This window comes from Micromonospora costi (genome assembly GCF_003626655.1).
Lineage (GTDB): Bacteria > Actinomycetota > Actinomycetes > Mycobacteriales > Micromonosporaceae > Micromonospora > Micromonospora costi.
The window spans coordinates 243,639-259,106 of sequence record NZ_RBAN01000006.1 but is presented as its reverse complement, the minus strand read 5'-3'; the positions used below and the strand labels follow the sequence as shown (position 1 = coordinate 259,106).

Genomic DNA, 15,468 nt, shown 5'->3' with positions numbered 1-15,468 from the left:
ATGGCCACGACCCCTCGACCGTCCCGCGTCGGCGCCACGTACCGGGTCCAGGTACGCCCCGGGTTCGACCTGGACGCCACCGCCGGCCTCGCCGGCTACCTCGCCGACCTCGGCGTGACGCACCTGTACAGCGCGCCGCTGCTCGCCGCGTCGCCCGGCTCGGCGCACGGGTACGACGTGGTCGACCACCGCGCGGTCAACCCGGAGCTGGGCGGCGAGGCGGGCCGGGCGCGGCTCCTGCGGGCGCTGCGCGCGGTCGGGCTCGGCCTGGTGGTGGACATCGTCCCCAACCACGCGGGGGTCGCCGTGCCGGCGGCCAACCCGGCCTGGTGGGACGTGCTGCGTCGCGGCCGCGCCTCGGCGTACGCCCGCTGGTTCGACATCGACTGGGACCGGGGCCGGCTGCTGCTGCCGGTCCTCGCCGACACCCCCGACGCCCTCGACGACCTCAAGATCGTCGACGGTGAGCTGCGCTACCACGAGCACCGCTTCCCCGTGGCGGACGGCACCGCCGAGGGCACCGCCCGCGAGGTGCACGACCGGCAGCACTACGAACTGGTCTCCTGGCGCCGTGGCGACGCCGAGCTGACGTACCGCCGGTTCTTCGCCGTCTCCGACCTCGCCGGCCTGCGGGTGGAGGACCCGGAAGTCTTCGCCGCCACCCACGAGCTGATCCTGCGGTGGGCGGCGGCCGGCGAGGTCGACGGCATCCGGGTCGACCACCCCGACGGGCTGCGGGACCCCGCCGGCTACCTGGCGCGGCTGCGGGCCGCCGCCCCGCAGGCCTGGCTCGTGGTCGAGAAGATCCTGGAGTACGGCGAGGAGCTGCCGGACTGGCCGGTCGACGGCACCACCGGGTACGAGGCTCTCGCGGCGGTGAGCGGGCTCTTCGTCGACCCCGACGCGGAGGGCGACTTCACCGCGCTGGACACCCGCCTCGTCGGCCGGCCCACCTCGTGGGCGAACCTGACCCACGACACCAAGCTCGCGGCCGCCACCCGTCTGCTCGCCGCCGAGCTGACCCGGCTCGCCGCGCTCGCGCCCGACGTGGAGCCGGCTGCCGCCCGCGCGGCGCTGGCCGAGCTGGCCGCCGCCTTCCCGGTCTACCGCGGCTACCCGCCGCACGGCGCCCGGCACCTCGCGGTGGCCCGCGCCGAGGCCGGTCGCCGCCGGCCGGACCTGACCGGCGCCCTGGACGCGGTCACCCGGCGGCTACGCGACCCGGCCGACGAGCTGGCCCGGCGGTTCCCGCAGTACACCGGCGCGGTGATGGCCAAGGGCGTCGAGGACACCGCCTTCTACCGGTGGAGCCGCTTCGTGGCGCTCAACGAGGTCGGCGGGAGCCCGGCCCACTTCGGCGTGCCGCCGGCCGAGTTCCACCGGTTCGCGACCGCCCGACACGTCCGCTGGCCCGCCGGCATGACCACCGTCTCCACCCACGACACCAAACGCGGGGAGGACGTGCGGGCGCGCCTCGCCGTGCTCAGCGAGCTGCCCGACCGCTGGGCCGGCCTGGTCACCGGGTGGCTGCACCGGGCGCCGCTGCCGGACCCGGCGTTCGCGCACCTGCTCTGGCAGACCGCCGTGGGCGCCTGGCCGATCGAGCGGGAGCGGCTGCACGCGTACGTGGAGAAGGCCGCCCGGGAGGCGTCGGTATCGACGAGCTGGGCCGACCCCGACCCGGCCTTCGAGGGGACGCTGCACGCGGTGGTGGACCGGATGTACGACGACCCGGAGCTGCGCGCCGAGCTGACCGCGTTCGCCGCGGAGATCACCCCGGCCGGCTGGTCCAACGCGCTCGGGCAGAAGCTCGTGCAGCTCGCCATGCCCGGCGTCCCCGACACGTACCAGGGCACCGAGTTGTGGGACAACTCGCTGGTCGACCCGGACAACCGGCGCCCGGTCGACTTCGCCGTACGCCGGGAGCTGCTGGCCCGTCTGGACGCCGGCTGGCGGCCGCCGGTCGACGCCGACGGGGCGGTGAAGGTGCTGGTGGTCTCCCGCACGTTGCGGCTGCGGCGCTCCCGGCCCGACCTGTTCACCGGCTACCGCCCGGTCCCGGCGCACGGGCCGGCCGGCCCGCACGCGGTCGCCTTCGACCGGGGCGGCGCGATCGCCGTCGCCACCCGTCTCCCGTTGCGGCTGGCACGGGCCGGCGGCTGGCGCGACACGGTCCTGTCACTGCCCGTTCACACGATGACGGACCTGTTCACCGGCCGGGTCTACAGTGGCGGGGAGACCCGCCTCGCCGATCTGCTGGCAACCTATCCCGTCGCGCTGCTGGCTCCCACCACCGAGTCCGTGGAGGCTGCGTCATGACCGAGTTCACGGTGTGGGCGCCGGACGCCGCCCGGGTCCGGCTGCGCCTGACCGGCGCCGCCGACCACGAGATGACGGCCGGCCCGGACGGCTGGTGGCGGGTCGAGGTGCCCGACGCCGGCCCGGGCACCGACTACGCGTTCCTGCTCGACGACGACGACCAGCCGCTGCCCGATCCCCGCTCGGCCTGGCAACCGCACGGCGTGCACGGGCCGAGCCGCCGCTACGACCACTCGGCCCTCGGCTGGACGGACGCGACGTGGACGGGTCGGCAGCTGCCCGGCAGCGTCCTCTACGAGCTGCACATCGGCACGTTCACCCCGGAGGGCACGTTCGACGCGGCCATCGAGCGCCTCGACCATCTGGTCTCGCTCGGCGTGGACCTGGTCGAGCTGCTGCCGGTGAACGCGTTCAACGGCGAGCACAACTGGGGGTACGACGGCGTGTGCTGGTACGCGCCGCACGAGCCCTACGGCGGCCCGGACGGGCTGAAGCGGCTCGTGGACGCGGCGCACGCCAAGGGCCTGGGGGTGATCCTCGACGTCGTCTACAACCATTTCGGGCCCTCCGGGGCCTACGCGCCGCGGTTCGGCCCCTACCTGGCCGAGCAGAGCAACACCTGGGGCCGCTCGGTCAACCTCGACGGGCCGCACTCCGACGAGGTGCGGCGCTACATCATCGACAGCGTCCTCATGTGGCTGCGCGACTACCACGTCGACGGCCTCCGGCTGGACGCGGTGCACGCGCTGCCGGACACCCGGGCCGTGCCGCTGCTCGAGGAGCTGGCCGTCGAGGTGGAGGCGCTCTCCACGCACCTCGGCCGGCCGCTGTCCCTCATCGCCGAGTCCGACCTGAACGACCCGCGCCTCATCACGCCCCGCGAGGCCGGCGGGTACGGCCTGCACGCCCAGTGGAACGACGACGCCCACCACGCGCTGCACACGCTGCTGACGGGGGAGCGGCAGGGCTACTACGGCGACTTCGGGTCGCTGGAGGCGCTCACCGACGTCCTGACGGGCGGGTTCTTCCACGCCGGCACCTGGTCGAGCTTCCGGCAGCGTCATCACGGGCGGCCGGTCGACCGCCAGCGGCTGCCCGGGCACCGGTTCGTGGCGTACCTGCAGAACCACGACCAGATCGGGAACCGGGCGGTTGGTGATCGTCTCTCGGTTTCGTTGTCGCCTGCGCTGTTGCGGGTGGGGGCGACGCTGCTGATGACGGCGCCCTTTACGCCGATGCTGTTCATGGGGGAGGAGTGGGCCGCTTCCACACCGTGGCAGTTCTTCACGTCGCATCCGGAGCCTGAGCTTGCCGCTGCGGTTGCCGCTGGGCGGAAGCGGGAGTTCGCCTCGCACGGGTGGACCCCGGCTGACGTGCCGGATCCGCAGGATCCGGAGACGTTCCTGCGGTCGCGGTTGGACTGGGCGGAGCTGGACAAGCCGGAGCACCGGGAGATGCTGGAGTTCTACCGGCGGCTGATCGCGCTCCGGAAGTCGCGGGTTGAGCTGTCGGATCCGCGGCTGCATGCGGTGGACGTGCGGCACGGGGACCAGTTCCTGGTGATGCGGCGGGGGGAGTGCCTGGTGGCGGCGAACCTCGCGGGGAAGGCGCAGCGGATCACGCTGCCGGGGGTCGTGCGGAGGGTGCTGCTGGCGACCGGGGACGGGGTGACGGTGATGCGCGACCGGATCGAGCTACCAGCCGAGACGGCGGCCATCGTGGCTCTCTGATACCTGGCGACTTCGAGGAGCGTAAACAAAGCAGGGCGACCGGTTCAGATCGGCTCGTGGCGCCGAGGTGCCTGACCCACCGCACGACGCTACCGGCGGCCCCGGCTGATCAACGACCGGTTGATTCGGGCATGGTGACGACGATCTTGCCGGCCGGGTGGCCGTCCCGGAGGTGCCGGATCGCGTCCGCCGCCTCGGCCAGGGGATAGGTGCTGTCGACCGCCGGGGTGAGCGCGCCGGACTCGATGAGCCTCCCCAACTCCGCCAGGTCCTCGGCCCGCTCCACGGCGCTGACGCTGCGCAGCCGTTGGCCGACGAACAGCGACAGCAGCGGCGCGCGGACCATCTGCCGGTCATAGCCACTGAGCACCGGGCCCTTGGTGTACGCGCCGCCGACGAGCGCCAGCGTCCCACGCGGGGTGAGGGCGCGGCGCAGCAGCGAGAACGGCCGGTCGCCGCCGGTGTCGATGACCACGTCGTAGACCGGGCCGTCGCGGTCGACCTCCTCGCTGGTGTAGTCGAGGACGTCGTCGGCGCCGAGGGAGCGCACGAAATCCGCCCGGGCCGGGGCGCAGACGGCGGTGACCGTCGCCCCGTACGCCTTGGCGATCTGCACGGCGTGGGAGCCGACGCCGCCGGACGCGCCGATGACCAGCACCCGCTGCCCGGCGCGGACCTGGCCGCTGTCGCGCACGGCGCGCAGGGCGGTCATCCCGGAGACCGGCACCGCGGCGGCCTGCGCGAAGGACAGGTTGGCCGGCTTGCGGGCCAGTCGCCGCTGCGGCGCGCTGGCGAACTCGGCGTACGAGCCGCGCAGGCAGGTGCCGAACACCTCGTCGCCCGGCCGGAACCGGGTCACCCGGGCGCCGACCGCGGTCACGACGCCGGTCAGGTCCCGGCCGAGCACCGGCACCCGGGGCCGGCGCAACCCACTGGCCAGTCGCGCCAGGTAGGGGCGGCCGGTCATGAAGATCCACACTCCGGGGTCGACTGCGGCGGCGCGGACCTGAACCAGGACGTCGTCGTCGCCGATGGTCGGCCGGTCGGTGTCGCGGAGTTGGAGTACGTCCGCCGGGCCGTAGGTGTCGTGGACGATGGCCTTCACGGTGCCGCCTCCTCGGGGTACTGGAACACGTCGTCGAGCCGCGCGCCGAACACGTGGGCGATCCGGAACGCCATCTCCAGCGAGGGCGAGTAGCGGCCCTGCTCGATGGCGATGACGGTCTGCCGGGTCACGCCGATCCGCTCGGCCAACTCGGCCTGGGTCATCTCGTCGTGCGCGAAGCGCAGCGCGCGGATGCTGTTGGTGACGCGGGTCGGCTTCACCACTGCGGGACACCCCTGCGGTAGACGATCACCTTCGCCAGGGAGCCGACCACCGCCGACAGGACGAAGCACAGGTAGATGACGTTGGCGATCCAGAACCAGTCCCACTCGGCCAGCGCCATGAGCAGCGCCGACACCGCGCCGATGATGACGAACGCCTGGCCGACGTGGTCGCCCAGCCGCCCGATCTCCCGGTCGCGCACGTCCTTGACCCGGGACGCCCGGGGGTTCACCACGCCCATCGCGATCTCGGCAACGACGCTCGCGACGATGGCGCCGCCGATCGTCCACAGCAGAACACCGGCGTAGGGGGTGGCGGCGAGTGGCCGGCCGTCGACCCGGCTCAGCACGACGGCCGCGTAGACGGCGTAGCCGACCGCGCTGACCACCAGCATGATCCAGGCGCGTTTCTCCTCGTGCGTCATGACCGCCTCCCGAGGTAAAGAATCCTTGACATGGTCAGAGTAAGGCGTTCTTGACACCATGTCTAGAAACTTTTACATCGGCAGGCGGGCGGGATGGGCGTCAGCGGCGGGTGGCGAGGACCACGCCGGCCAGGCAGAGCGCGCCACCGAGCAGGGCGAGCGGCGCCGGTACCTCGCCCAGCAGCGCCCACGACAGCAGCACGGTCACCGGCGGCGCCAGGTAGGTCGCGGCGGTGGTGCGGCCGGCGGTCCAGCGGGACAGCACGTAGCCCCAGGCGAGGAAGCCGACAGCGGTCGGGAACACGCCCAGGTAGAGCATGCCCAGAGTGGCGGACGGCGGGGCCGCGGCGAGCTCCGCGAGCAGTGCGGGCGCGAACGGCAGCAGGGCCGCCGTGCCGGCCAGCGCGCCGAGCCAGGTCATCGTCACGGCGTCCACCCGCGCCAGCAGGCGCTTCTGGAGCAGTACGCCGAAGGCGTACAGCACGGCGGAGAGCGCCGCCAGCGCGACGCCGACCTTGTCGGCGTGCCCGGTGAAGCCGCCGGCGGCGATCAGGGCGACCCCCGCGAAGGCGACCGCCACCCCGACGCCGAGCCGGCCGGTGAGCCGCTCGCCCAGGACGGCGACCGCGGCCACCGCGACGAGGACGGGCGCGATCGCCACCAGCAGCGCCGCCGTGCCGGCGTCGACCAGCCGCTCGGCGGCGTTGAGCGCCACGTTGTAGCCGCCGAACCAGGCCACGCCCCACAGCGCGATCAGCCCCAGCGTGCCGCCCCGGGGCAGCGCGGCCCGGCGGGCGGGCGCGGCGTGCGGCGCCCGCCCGCGCCGGACGACGGCGGTGAGGGCTACGAACGTGCCCAGCGCGGCGGACGCCGCAGCCATCCGGCCCAGCGCCATCGCGCCGGGGGAGTAGTCGTGTCCGGCGAAGCGGATGCCGACGAACGCCGACGCCCACAGGAACACCGTGGTCCCGGCGGCGGCCACGGTCGGCCAGGACCGGGGCCGCGGGTCCGCCGGCGCGCGGGTGGGTGCGTCCCCGGCCGCCGGGGGCTGGGCGTCGGAGCGGCTCGGGGCGGCGGGGCTGGCGGTTCGCGCACGGGTCATGGGCCGATTCTGCGTTCCGCAGACTGTGCAGCACCAGTGAATATATCTTCACGACGATTCAGCCAAGCTTTATAGTCGTCGGATGCTCGACGTCCACCGTCTCCGTGTCTTCCGCTCCGTCGTGGCGTCCGGGTCCGTCCAGGCGGCCGCGGCCAACCTCGGCTACACCCCCTCCGCCATCAGCCAGCACCTCACCGCGCTCCAGCGCGAGACGGGCCTCGCGCTGCTCGCCCGGGCCGGGCGGGGCCTGCGACCCACGGCGGCCGGGCACGCCCTGGCCGCCGAGGCCGAGCGGGTGCTCGCCCGGCTCGGCGCGGCCGAGTCGCTCATCGCCGACCTGCGGGCCGGCCGCACCGGAGCACTGTCCATCGCGTACTTCGCGTCGGTCGGGGCGGCGTGGATGCCGCTCGTGGTGCGGCACATCCTCAGCGAACACCCCGGCGTCCGGCTCGACCTGCAACTGCGCGAACAGATCCCGGACAGCCGCGAGGAGCGCGCCGACATCCAGGTGGTCGTGGCCCGGTCCGGCTTCGACCCCGGTTCCGGCTTCACCGCCGAGCACCTCCTCGACGACCCCTACGTGGCCGTGCTGCCCGCCGGGCACCGCCTCGCCGGGCGGACGGAGGTGGACCTGGCCGACCTGGCCGACGAGGGCTGGGTCGACAACGACTTCGCCCGCGGCTGGTGCCGCGACAACCTCATCGAGGCGTGCACCGCCGCCGGGTTCAGCCCGGCCTTTCGGGTCGAGGCGCACGACTACCCGACGGCACTCGCCTTCGTCGCGGCCGGCATCGGTCCGACGGTGCTCCCCGCGCTCGGCGCGGCCCACCTGCCCTCCGGCGTGACCTGTGTCCGGCTCGTCCGCCCGACACCGATGCGGTCGATCCACACGGTGGTGCACGACGCGGTCGAGCACGCGCCGGCGGTGCGGACGGCGGTCGCCGCGCTGCGGGCGGCCGCGACGGCGGTGGGCCCGACCCGGTGATCCGCGCCGCTCGCCGGCGGCGGCGAACGAGGGTCCCCGCCGATCATGCAGTCGTGGTGGATGTTATGGGAGTACCCGTACCTTTTGTGGGGCACCGCAACTGCATGATTGACCGGGGAGGGGCGGGACATTCTCGCTTGAACCGGGCACACCGGCCGGTCCTACGGCATAGCGTCACGGTGGCGGCGCCACCACCGGGCCCGCCGAGCGGAGGGACCCCACGTGAACCGTATCGACGGAGTGCTCCTGCCTGAGCTGGACGACCCGGCCCCCGACCCGTGGCTGCCCCGGGCACTCGGTTGGTTGAGCCTCGTGCTCGGCGCGGGCGCGCTCGCCGCGCCGGGACACCTGGCCCGGCTGACCGGAGTGGACGACGCGCCGGCCGCACCAGCGATCGTCCCGGCGATCGGCGCCCGCGAGGTGGGTCACGGGCTCGGGCTGGTCCTGGGGCGCCGACCCGCGGGATGGGCCTGGACGCGGGTGGCCGGCGACGCCATGGACTTGGCCCTGCTCGGTCGGGCCATGGCCGACCGCTGCGGCGAGCGGCGCCGCCGGGTGGCGTTCACCACCGCCGCCGTGGCCGGGATAACCGCACTGGACCTGATCGCCGCGACCCGCGCCTCCCGCGCCCGCCGGGCCCGGGGCCGGCTCATCCGCATCGACCTGGGCGTCACGGTGAACCGGTCACCGGCCGAGGCGTACCGGTTCTGGCGGGACATCGAGAACCTGCCGCGTTTCATGTCGCACGTGGAGTCGATCCGGGCCGAGGACCTGCGGCGTTCACACTGGATGGCGCGCGGTCCCGCGGGCCGGCACATCGAGTGGGACGCCGAGATCGTCGACGACCAGCCCAACCGCTCGATCGCGTGGCGGTCGATGCCCGGTACCCGGGTGCCCAACGCGGGCCGGGTGCGCTTCGTACCCGCACCCGGTGACCGGGGCACCGAGGTGCGCGTGCAGCTCGGCTACGCCCCGCCGGCCGGTTCGCTGGGCCGCGCGGTGGCGAAGTTGTTCGGCGAGGAGCCCGAGCAGCAGGTACGCGACGACCTGCGCCGGTTCAAGCAGGTGCTGGAGACCGGCGACGTGGTCCGCTCCGAGGGCAGCCCGGACGGGATCTCGGTGCGCCAGCAGGTCATGCAGCGCCCCGCCCAGCCGCTGCCCGGCCGGCGCTGACCCGCCCACCACCGGAGGAAGGACGAGGATGAGGGCCACCGCCTGGATGGGCAAGGACAGCGTCAAGGTCATCGACGTGCCCGAGCCCACGATCATGAACGCCCGGGACGCCATCGTACGGATCACCACGACCGCCATCTGCGGCTCCGACCTGCACCTCTACCACGGCTACATCCCGGCGATGCGCAAGGGCGACATCCTCGGGCACGAGTTCATGGGCGAGGTGGTCGAGGTCGGCCCGCAGGTGCGCAACCTGCGCCCCGGCGACCGGGTGGTGGTGCCCTTCCCGATCGCCTGCGGGCACTGCACCTCCTGCCAGCGGGGCCTCTACTCCGTCTGCGAGAACTCCAACCCGAACGCCGGCATCGCCGAGAAGATCATGGGCCACTCGCCGGCCGGCATCTTCGGCTACTCCCACCTCCTGGGCGGCTACGCCGGCGGCCAGGCCGAGTACGCCCGGGTGCCGTTCGCCGACGTCGGGCCGGTGAAGGTGCCCGACGAGGTGCCCGACGACCAGGCCGTGATGCTCGCCGACGTCCTCCCGACCGGCTACATGGGCGCCGAGATGTGCGACATCAAGCCCGGCGACGTGATCGCCGTCTGGGGCGCCGGCCCCGTCGGGTTGCTCGCCGCGGCCAGCGCGCGCCTGCTCGGGGCGGAGCGGGTGTTCGTCATCGACCGGTACCCGTACCGGCTGCGGCTGGCCCGCGAGTACGCCGGCGCCGAGACCATCAACTACGAGGACACCGACGTCCTGGACGCGCTCAACGAGCTCACCGCCGGGCGGGGACCGGACGCCTGTATCGACGCGGTCGGTCTCGAGGGCCACCACGGCAACGCGGCCATCTACGCGTACGACCGCGCGAAGCAGGCGGTGCGGCTGGAGACCGAACGCCCCTTCGCGCTGCGCCAGGCGATCCTGGCCTGCCGCAGCGGCGGGACGGTCTCGGTGATCGGCGCGTACGGGGGGCTCATCGACAAGTTCCCGATGGGCGCGTTCATGAACCGGGCGCTCACCATGCGGACCGGGCAGTGCCACGTGCAGCGCTACACCCGCCCGCTGCTGGAGCGCATCCAGCGCGGCGAGATCGACCCGAGCTTCATCGTGAGCCACCGGATGCCGCTCAAGGACGCCCCGAAGGGCTACAAGATCTTCCAGAAGAAGCAGGACGAGTGCACCAAGGTGCTGCTCACCGTCTGAGCGTCGCGGGCGCCTCGCTAGGCTGTGGGCCATGCGCGCGGCCCGTGGACCCCGACCGCGGTGAGGCGTACGCCCGCACCCCGCCAGCGCGGGGGGTCCACCACGCCCGCGTCCCGGTGGTCACGCCTGTCCGAGCGGTGCGCCCGCACCGTCCGGTCGCGACCGTTCGAGATCGCCATCGTCGTCCTCATCGTGGCCAACGGGGTGGTGCTGGGTCTCGAGACGTTCCCGCACCTCGGCACCGCCGCCGGTGCCCTGCGCTGGCTGGAGCTGTCGTTCCGGGTCGCGTTCGTGGCGGAGATCGTCGTCCGGGTGCTGGCACACGGTCGCCGGCCGCAGGACTTCTTCCGGCACGGCTGGAACATCTTCGACTTCGTGGTCACCCTCGCGATCTTCCTGCCCGGCCTGCACGGCGACCCCGCGCTGCTGCGCGTGGTGCGGGTCGCCCGCGTCCTGCGGCTGGTCCGGTTCTCTCCGGGCCTGCGCACGATCGTGGCGGCGCTGTGGCGCAGCCTCCCGGGCGTCGCGGGGTTCCTCGCGCTGGCCGTGGTGACCCTCTACGTGTACGGCATGGCCGGCTGGCTGATCTTCGCCGACGCGTACCCGGAGCAGTACGGCGACATCGGACGGTCGCTGCTGACCCTGTTCGTGCTGCTGTCCCTGGAGACCCTGCCCGACCTCATGGAGCAGGGCATGGCGCTGTCGCCCTGGACGCTGCTCTACTACGTCAGCTACGTGGTCATCACCGTCAACCTGCTGCTCAACATCCTCATCGCGGTCATCGTCAACTCGATGGAGGAGGCGCGCCGGTTGGAGATGACCGAGCGGCTGGCGCCCGGGTACGACGAGGACGGCGACGGAGTCCCCGACGAGGTGGACCGCATCGCCCTCACCCAGCGGCTCGACGACCTCCGGGCCGTGATCGCCGAGCTGGAACGGGAACTGCGCATCGACCGTGAGGACGGGCATGCCCGGCACGGGGCGGCGGGGCGGCCCTCCGGCCGCTAGCGTGTCCGCCGTGGAGGGTGGTTACCCGCCGGTGCCCGTGCCTGGCATCGTGTCCGAGACCGACGGCACGAGCGTCCGGCTGCGTCCGGTGGCCGAGCCCGACCTCGCGATGTTCCGGCGGTTCTGCACCGAGCCCGGGCTGGTCGGCCTCGACTGGGGTGGCTTCCGTGACCCGGGCGCGCCGGTCCGTCGCTTCGCGGCCGACGGCTGGCTCGGCGAGGACGACGGCCGGCTCGTGGTCGAGGCCGGCACGGATGCGACGGCTGCCGGCTTCGTGAGCTACCGCGCCGGCCGGTACGCCCCGAGTGCCACCTACTGGGAGATCGGCATCGCGCTGCTGCCGCAGTGGCGCGGGCGGGGCGTCGGCTGGCGGGCGCAGGCGCTGCTCTGCGACTACCTGTTCGCCCACACACCGGTGCAGCGGATCCAGGCCGGCACCCACCCGGAGAACATCCCCGAGCAGCGGGCCCTGGAGAAGGCCGGCTTCCGCCTGGAGGGCGTGATCCGTGCCTGCGAGTTCCGGGCCGGCCGCTGGCGTGACGGCCACCTCTACAGCAGGCTCCGCGACGACCCGTCGCCGTGGGAGTGAGGGGCCCGCTCAGGGCAGGGGCCACTCGTGCACCGGACGGTTGGTGTGCATGAGGTCGACGTAGTGCCGCACCACCTCGCGCAGCGCCTCGGGCCGGTCCAGGTGGTCGGCCGACTCCAGCCGGTGCAGTGTCTCCACCTGCCAGCTCGCCCCGTTGCGCCCGGTGAGGCAGCGCTGCTCGATGACGGCGAGCAGCCGGTCGCGCTCGTCGGGCTCCAGCCCCCACCGGTCCAGGCCGTGGTGGGCCAGCGGCAGCAGCCGCCGCAGCACCAGCTCGGTCACCGGCAGGTAGCCCAGGCCCGGCCAGAAGACCTGCGCGTCGATGCCGTAGCGGGCGCAGGTCGTGAAGTTCTCCTCGGCGGCGCTGAACGACATCTGCGACCACAGCGGCCGGTCGGACTCGGCGAGCGCCCGCACCAGCCCGAAGTAGAAGGCGCCGTTGGCGATGGTGTCGAGCACGGTGGGTCCCGCGGGCAGCACGCGGTTCTCGACCCGCAGGTGCGGCCGCCCGCGCAGCACGTCGTACACGGGCCGGTTCCACCGGTAGACGGTGCCGTTGTGCAGCCGCAGCTCGGCGAGTTTCGGCACGTCACCGGTCGCGAGCGCCTCCGCCGGGTCCTCCGGGTCGCACACGGGCAGCAGCGCCGGGAAGTAGCGCACGTTCTCCTCGAACAGGTCGAACACACTGGTGATCCACCGTTCGCCGAACCACACCCGCGGCCGTACGCCCTGCGCCTTGATCTCCTCCGAGCGGGTGTCGGTGGCCTGCTGGAACAGCGGGATCCGGGTCTCCCGCCACAGCTCCCGGCCGAAGAAGAGCGGCGAGTTGGCGCCCAGCGCCACCTGGACGCCGGCGACGGCCTGCGCCGCGTTCCAGTAGTCGGCGAACTGCCCCGGGCTGACCTGGAGGTGGAACTGGGTGCTGGTGCAGGCCGCCTCCGGGGTGATGGTGTCGGCGGTGACCGCCAGCCGTTCCACGCCGTTGATGGCGATGCGCAGGTCCTCGCCGCGGGCCGCGAAGATCTGCTCGTTGAGCAGTTCGTAACGCGGGTTCGCCGAGAGCGTGCGCGCGGTCAGGTGCTCGGGCCGCAGGGTCGGCAGGATGCCGATCATGACGAGGTGCGCGCCGATGGCCCGGGCCTTGGCGTCGGCGGCGTTCAGGCTGGCCCGGACGTCCTCCTCGAACTGCGCGGTGCCGGTGCCCGCGAGCCGCCGTGGCGCGACGTTGATCTCCACGTTGAACTGGCCGAGTTCGGTCTGGAAGCTCGGGTCGGCGACGGCGGCCAGTACGTCGGTGTTGCGCATCGTGGGCTGCGACTCGTCGTCGACCAGGTTGAGTTCGATCTCCAGCCCGGTCATCGGGCGCTCTACGTCGAAGCGGGCCTCGCGCAGCATCTCGGCGAAGACGTCCAGACAACGGCGTACCTTGTCCCGGTAACGCGCCCGATCCTCTCGGCTGAAGGTGCGCGCGCCGACGTCTTCGCCCATCGTCACCACCCGAGTCACCGCTGGTCCTCCTAAGCTCGCACGCCGTCGGCGCGCGGGGAAGACCAGTCGATGCTTCTCTACCCATCCTGGCGCCCGGTGATCCCTGTCCCGTCCGGCCGGTTCTTCCCGGTCCCCGGCGCGGGCCCGGCTAGCATGGCCCGCCGAGAGGTGGTGGCGATGGTGAGGCGCGACAGGGTGACCGGGCTGTTCGTCGGGGCGGCGGTCGCCGAGGCTTGTTCCTGGCTCGGTCTGCTGGTCGGCATGGCCGTGAAGTACGGCCCGACCGACAACGAGGTGGGCGTGAAGATCTTCGGGCCGATCCACGGCGGGCTCTTCGTCGTGTACCTGCTGCTGGTCCTCCTCGTGGCCCGCCGGCAGCGGTGGAGCCTGCTCGCGACCGGGGTGGCGCTGGCCTGCGCGGTGCCGCCGTTCGCCACGCTCGTGTACGAGCGGTGGGCCCGCCGCCGGGGAATGCTCGGCGCGGCGGACGCGCCGGCCCGCCCGGAGCCCGTGCCCGCGCGCTGACCGGCGGGGCGGCCCGCCGGCTTGGCGGCCCACTGACCGGCGGGGCGGCGCGCCGGCGGGGCGGCCCGCCGGCGTCAACCGGCGAGGAAGTCCCGCAGCAGCGCGGCCAACGCCTCCGGCGCCTCCTCGGCCATGTGGTGGCCCGAGTCCACCGAGGCGACCCGCAGGTCGTCGGCCCAGTCCCGCCAGATCGCCGCCGGGTCGCCGTACAGCTCGACCATGTCGTCGCGCTCGGACCAGGCGAAGAGCACCGGGCAGGTGATCCGCCGCCCGGCGGCGCGGTCGGCCTCGTCGGCGGCCCGGTCCGGTCCCAGGCCCGCCCGGTAGTCCTCGCACATGGCGTGCACCGTGGCCGGGTCGTGGATGGCCCGGTGGTAGTCCGCGTACGCCTCCGCGCCCATCCGGTCCGGCGACCCGCCGTACCAGGCGTCCGGGTCGGCGTTGATCACCCGCTCGGCGGGCTTGTCGACCTGCCCCAGGAAGAACCAGTGCCACCACCGGGCGGCGAACCGCGCGTCCGCGCGGGCCAGCGCCTCGCCGATGGGCACGCCGTCGAGCACCCCGAGCCGGCTGACGCGGTCGGGGTGGTCCAGCGCCGTGCGCATGGCCACGTAGCAGCCGCGGTCGTGGCCCACCACGGCGGCACGTCGGTGGCCGAGCGCGTCGAGCAGGGCGACCACGTCGGCGGCCATCGCCCGCTTTGCGTACGAGGAGTGGTCGGGGGTGTCGGGCGGGGCGGTGGAACCGCCGTAGCCGCGCAGGTCCGGGCAGATCACGGTGTGCCGCCCGGCGAGCAGGGGCGCGACCCGGTGCCAGGTGGCGTGGGTGCGGGGATGTCCGTGCAGCAGGACGACCGGCGGGCCGGAGCCGCCGTGGCGCACGCGCAGGCGTACCGGGCCGACGTCGATCTCGTCGAGGGTGAAGCCGTCGAACACGGCCGTGCCTGTGCCCGCACCGGCGTCGCGGCAAACGCCCACGCCGGCGTCGCGCTCCCGTGATCGCGCCGGGGCGTCGCGGGCGTGGGGCGGTGGTGCGGCCGTCAGCGCAGGGCGGACCAGGCGGCGATGGCCGCCAGCAGCAGGGCCCCGAGCAGGGCCTGCAGCAGCAGCGGCGGGCCGAGATGAGTCCACACCGTCGCGGTCCGGGGCGTCAGCAGCTGCCCGGTGGTGAGGTTGACGATGCGCTCGATGCGGGGCGGCAGCTCCGGGTCGTTCTGCGGCCGGAGGGTCAGTTGCACGTGGTCGGCGGGGTGCAGGGCGCTCTGCGGCAGGTGGCCGTGGAGCTCGACCTCGCAGAGCCGGCCGGTGGCGTCGCGCAGCCGCAGCGGCGTCACCAGGTATTCCGGACCCTTCTTCAGGTCCTTCCAGCGCCGCCGGGCGCGGGCCGCGCCGCCGGGCAGCACCGCGCGTACCAGCAGCATCAGCAGGCTCGCCACGCCGGCCGCGGCCAGCACCGCCACGAGGACCGGCTGCCCGACGGCCACCTCCCGGGAGTACCCGTCGAGCAGCCGGACGACGCGGCCGGTGAAGATCCGCTCCGTCGGGTGGGCGATCCGCCGGGTATCGAGTCCGCTGTCCATGCTCACCACCGAGAGTCC

15 protein-coding genes are annotated in these 15,468 nt (G+C 73.7%); 8 read left to right on the top strand and 7 right to left on the bottom strand.

The features are described from left to right. Both treY and treZ read left to right on the top strand, forming a co-directional pair. Complete coding sequence (gene treY, locus D7193_RS28575; RefSeq protein WP_120782726.1) at positions 1 to 2,319, top strand: malto-oligosyltrehalose synthase; 2,319 nt, start codon at positions 1 to 3, stop codon at positions 2,317 to 2,319. Then, positions 2,316 to 4,049 carry a malto-oligosyltrehalose trehalohydrolase gene (gene treZ, locus D7193_RS28570; RefSeq protein ID WP_120782725.1) on the top strand — a complete coding sequence of 578 codons (1,734 nt, stop codon included), beginning with the start codon at positions 2,316 to 2,318 and terminating at the stop codon, positions 4,047 to 4,049. Before treY ends, treZ begins: the two co-directional genes overlap by 4 nt. Positions 4,050 to 4,158: 109 nt before the next feature. Here the strand turns inward: treZ and D7193_RS28565 are convergent, their stop codons facing one another. From D7193_RS28565 to D7193_RS28550, 4 genes are all read right to left on the bottom strand, one after another. Beyond that, positions 4,159 to 5,154, bottom strand: a complete 996-nt coding sequence (locus D7193_RS28565) for an NAD(P)-dependent alcohol dehydrogenase (RefSeq protein WP_120782724.1) — start codon at positions 5,152 to 5,154, stop codon at positions 4,159 to 4,161. Next, entirely contained in the window at positions 5,151 to 5,378 is a 228-nt protein-coding gene (locus tag D7193_RS28560; RefSeq protein WP_120782723.1) for a helix-turn-helix transcriptional regulator, read from the bottom strand. Before D7193_RS28560 ends, D7193_RS28565 begins: the two co-directional genes overlap by 4 nt. Then, complete coding sequence (locus D7193_RS28555) at positions 5,372 to 5,800, bottom strand: hypothetical protein (RefSeq protein ID WP_120782722.1); 429 nt, start codon at positions 5,798 to 5,800, stop codon at positions 5,372 to 5,374. The genes D7193_RS28560 and D7193_RS28555 overlap by 7 nt, the downstream gene beginning before the upstream one ends. Positions 5,801 to 5,900: 100 nt before the next feature. Next, positions 5,901 to 6,902 carry a DMT family transporter gene (locus D7193_RS28550; protein WP_120782721.1) on the bottom strand — a complete coding sequence of 334 codons (1,002 nt, stop codon included), beginning with the start codon at positions 6,900 to 6,902 and terminating at the stop codon, positions 5,901 to 5,903. An 82-nt stretch (positions 6,903 to 6,984) separates the two neighbouring features. On the opposite strand from D7193_RS28550, the gene D7193_RS28545 reads away from it, so the two are divergent. The 5 genes from D7193_RS28545 (at position 6,985) to D7193_RS28525 (ending at position 11,858) form a co-directional block, all read left to right on the top strand. Next, positions 6,985 to 7,887 (top strand): LysR family transcriptional regulator, encoded by a 903-nt coding sequence (locus tag D7193_RS28545; RefSeq protein ID WP_120782720.1) that lies wholly within the window; start codon positions 6,985 to 6,987, stop codon positions 7,885 to 7,887. A 222-nt stretch (positions 7,888 to 8,109) separates the two neighbouring features. After that, on the top strand, positions 8,110 to 9,060 hold the full coding sequence (locus D7193_RS28540) for an SRPBCC family protein (protein ID WP_120782719.1): 951 nt from the start codon (positions 8,110 to 8,112) through the stop codon (positions 9,058 to 9,060). Between the two features lie 28 nt (positions 9,061 to 9,088). Next, a complete protein-coding gene (locus D7193_RS28535; protein ID WP_120782718.1) occupies positions 9,089 to 10,261 on the top strand; it encodes a zinc-dependent alcohol dehydrogenase in 1,173 nt (390 codons plus the stop codon). Positions 10,262 to 10,321: 60 nt separating this feature from the next. Then, entirely contained in the window at positions 10,322 to 11,269 is a 948-nt protein-coding gene (locus D7193_RS28530) for an ion transporter (protein WP_120782717.1), read from the top strand. 10 nt (positions 11,270 to 11,279) lie between these two features. Continuing rightward, positions 11,280 to 11,858, top strand: a complete 579-nt coding sequence (locus D7193_RS28525; RefSeq protein ID WP_241563564.1) for a GNAT family N-acetyltransferase — start codon at positions 11,280 to 11,282, stop codon at positions 11,856 to 11,858. A 9-nt stretch (positions 11,859 to 11,867) separates the two neighbouring features. Here D7193_RS28525 and D7193_RS28520 read toward each other — a convergent pair whose 3' ends face one another. Continuing rightward, positions 11,868 to 13,346: a glutamate-cysteine ligase family protein gene (locus D7193_RS28520; protein ID WP_120782793.1), complete on the bottom strand. Its 1,479-nt coding sequence runs from the start codon at positions 13,344 to 13,346 to the stop codon at positions 11,868 to 11,870. A gap of 177 nt (positions 13,347 to 13,523) precedes the next feature. Here D7193_RS28520 and D7193_RS28515 point away from each other — a divergent pair, with 177 nt between their 5' ends. Then, on the top strand, positions 13,524 to 13,871 hold the full coding sequence (locus tag D7193_RS28515; protein WP_120782792.1) for a DUF3817 domain-containing protein: 348 nt from the start codon (positions 13,524 to 13,526) through the stop codon (positions 13,869 to 13,871). A 74-nt stretch (positions 13,872 to 13,945) separates the two neighbouring features. Here D7193_RS28515 and D7193_RS28510 read toward each other — a convergent pair whose 3' ends face one another. Next, a complete protein-coding gene (locus D7193_RS28510) occupies positions 13,946 to 14,806 on the bottom strand; it encodes an alpha/beta fold hydrolase (protein ID WP_120782715.1) in 861 nt (286 codons plus the stop codon). A gap of 104 nt (positions 14,807 to 14,910) precedes the next feature. Further along, positions 14,911 to 15,459, bottom strand: a complete 549-nt coding sequence (locus D7193_RS28505; RefSeq protein WP_120782714.1) for a hypothetical protein — start codon at positions 15,457 to 15,459, stop codon at positions 14,911 to 14,913. Between the last annotated feature and the right edge of the window lie 9 nt (positions 15,460 to 15,468).

Coding starts and splice junctions, on each gene's coding strand:
- treY (WP_120782726.1), top strand. CDS start 1: ATGGCCACGACCCCTCGACCGTCCCGCGTCGGCGCCACGTACCGGGTC.
- treZ (WP_120782725.1), top strand. CDS start 2,316: ATGACCGAGTTCACGGTGTGGGCGCCGGACGCCGCCCGGGTCCGGCTG.
- D7193_RS28555 (WP_120782722.1), bottom strand. CDS start 5,800: ATGACGCACGAGGAGAAACGCGCCTGGATCATGCTGGTGGTCAGCGCG.
- D7193_RS28550 (WP_120782721.1), bottom strand. CDS start 6,902: ATGACCCGTGCGCGAACCGCCAGCCCCGCCGCCCCGAGCCGCTCCGAC.
- D7193_RS28545 (WP_120782720.1), top strand. CDS start 6,985: ATGCTCGACGTCCACCGTCTCCGTGTCTTCCGCTCCGTCGTGGCGTCC.
- D7193_RS28535 (WP_120782718.1), top strand. CDS start 9,089: ATGAGGGCCACCGCCTGGATGGGCAAGGACAGCGTCAAGGTCATCGAC.
- D7193_RS28520 (WP_120782793.1), bottom strand. CDS start 13,346: ATGGGCGAAGACGTCGGCGCGCGCACCTTCAGCCGAGAGGATCGGGCG.
- D7193_RS28515 (WP_120782792.1), top strand. CDS start 13,524: ATGGTGAGGCGCGACAGGGTGACCGGGCTGTTCGTCGGGGCGGCGGTC.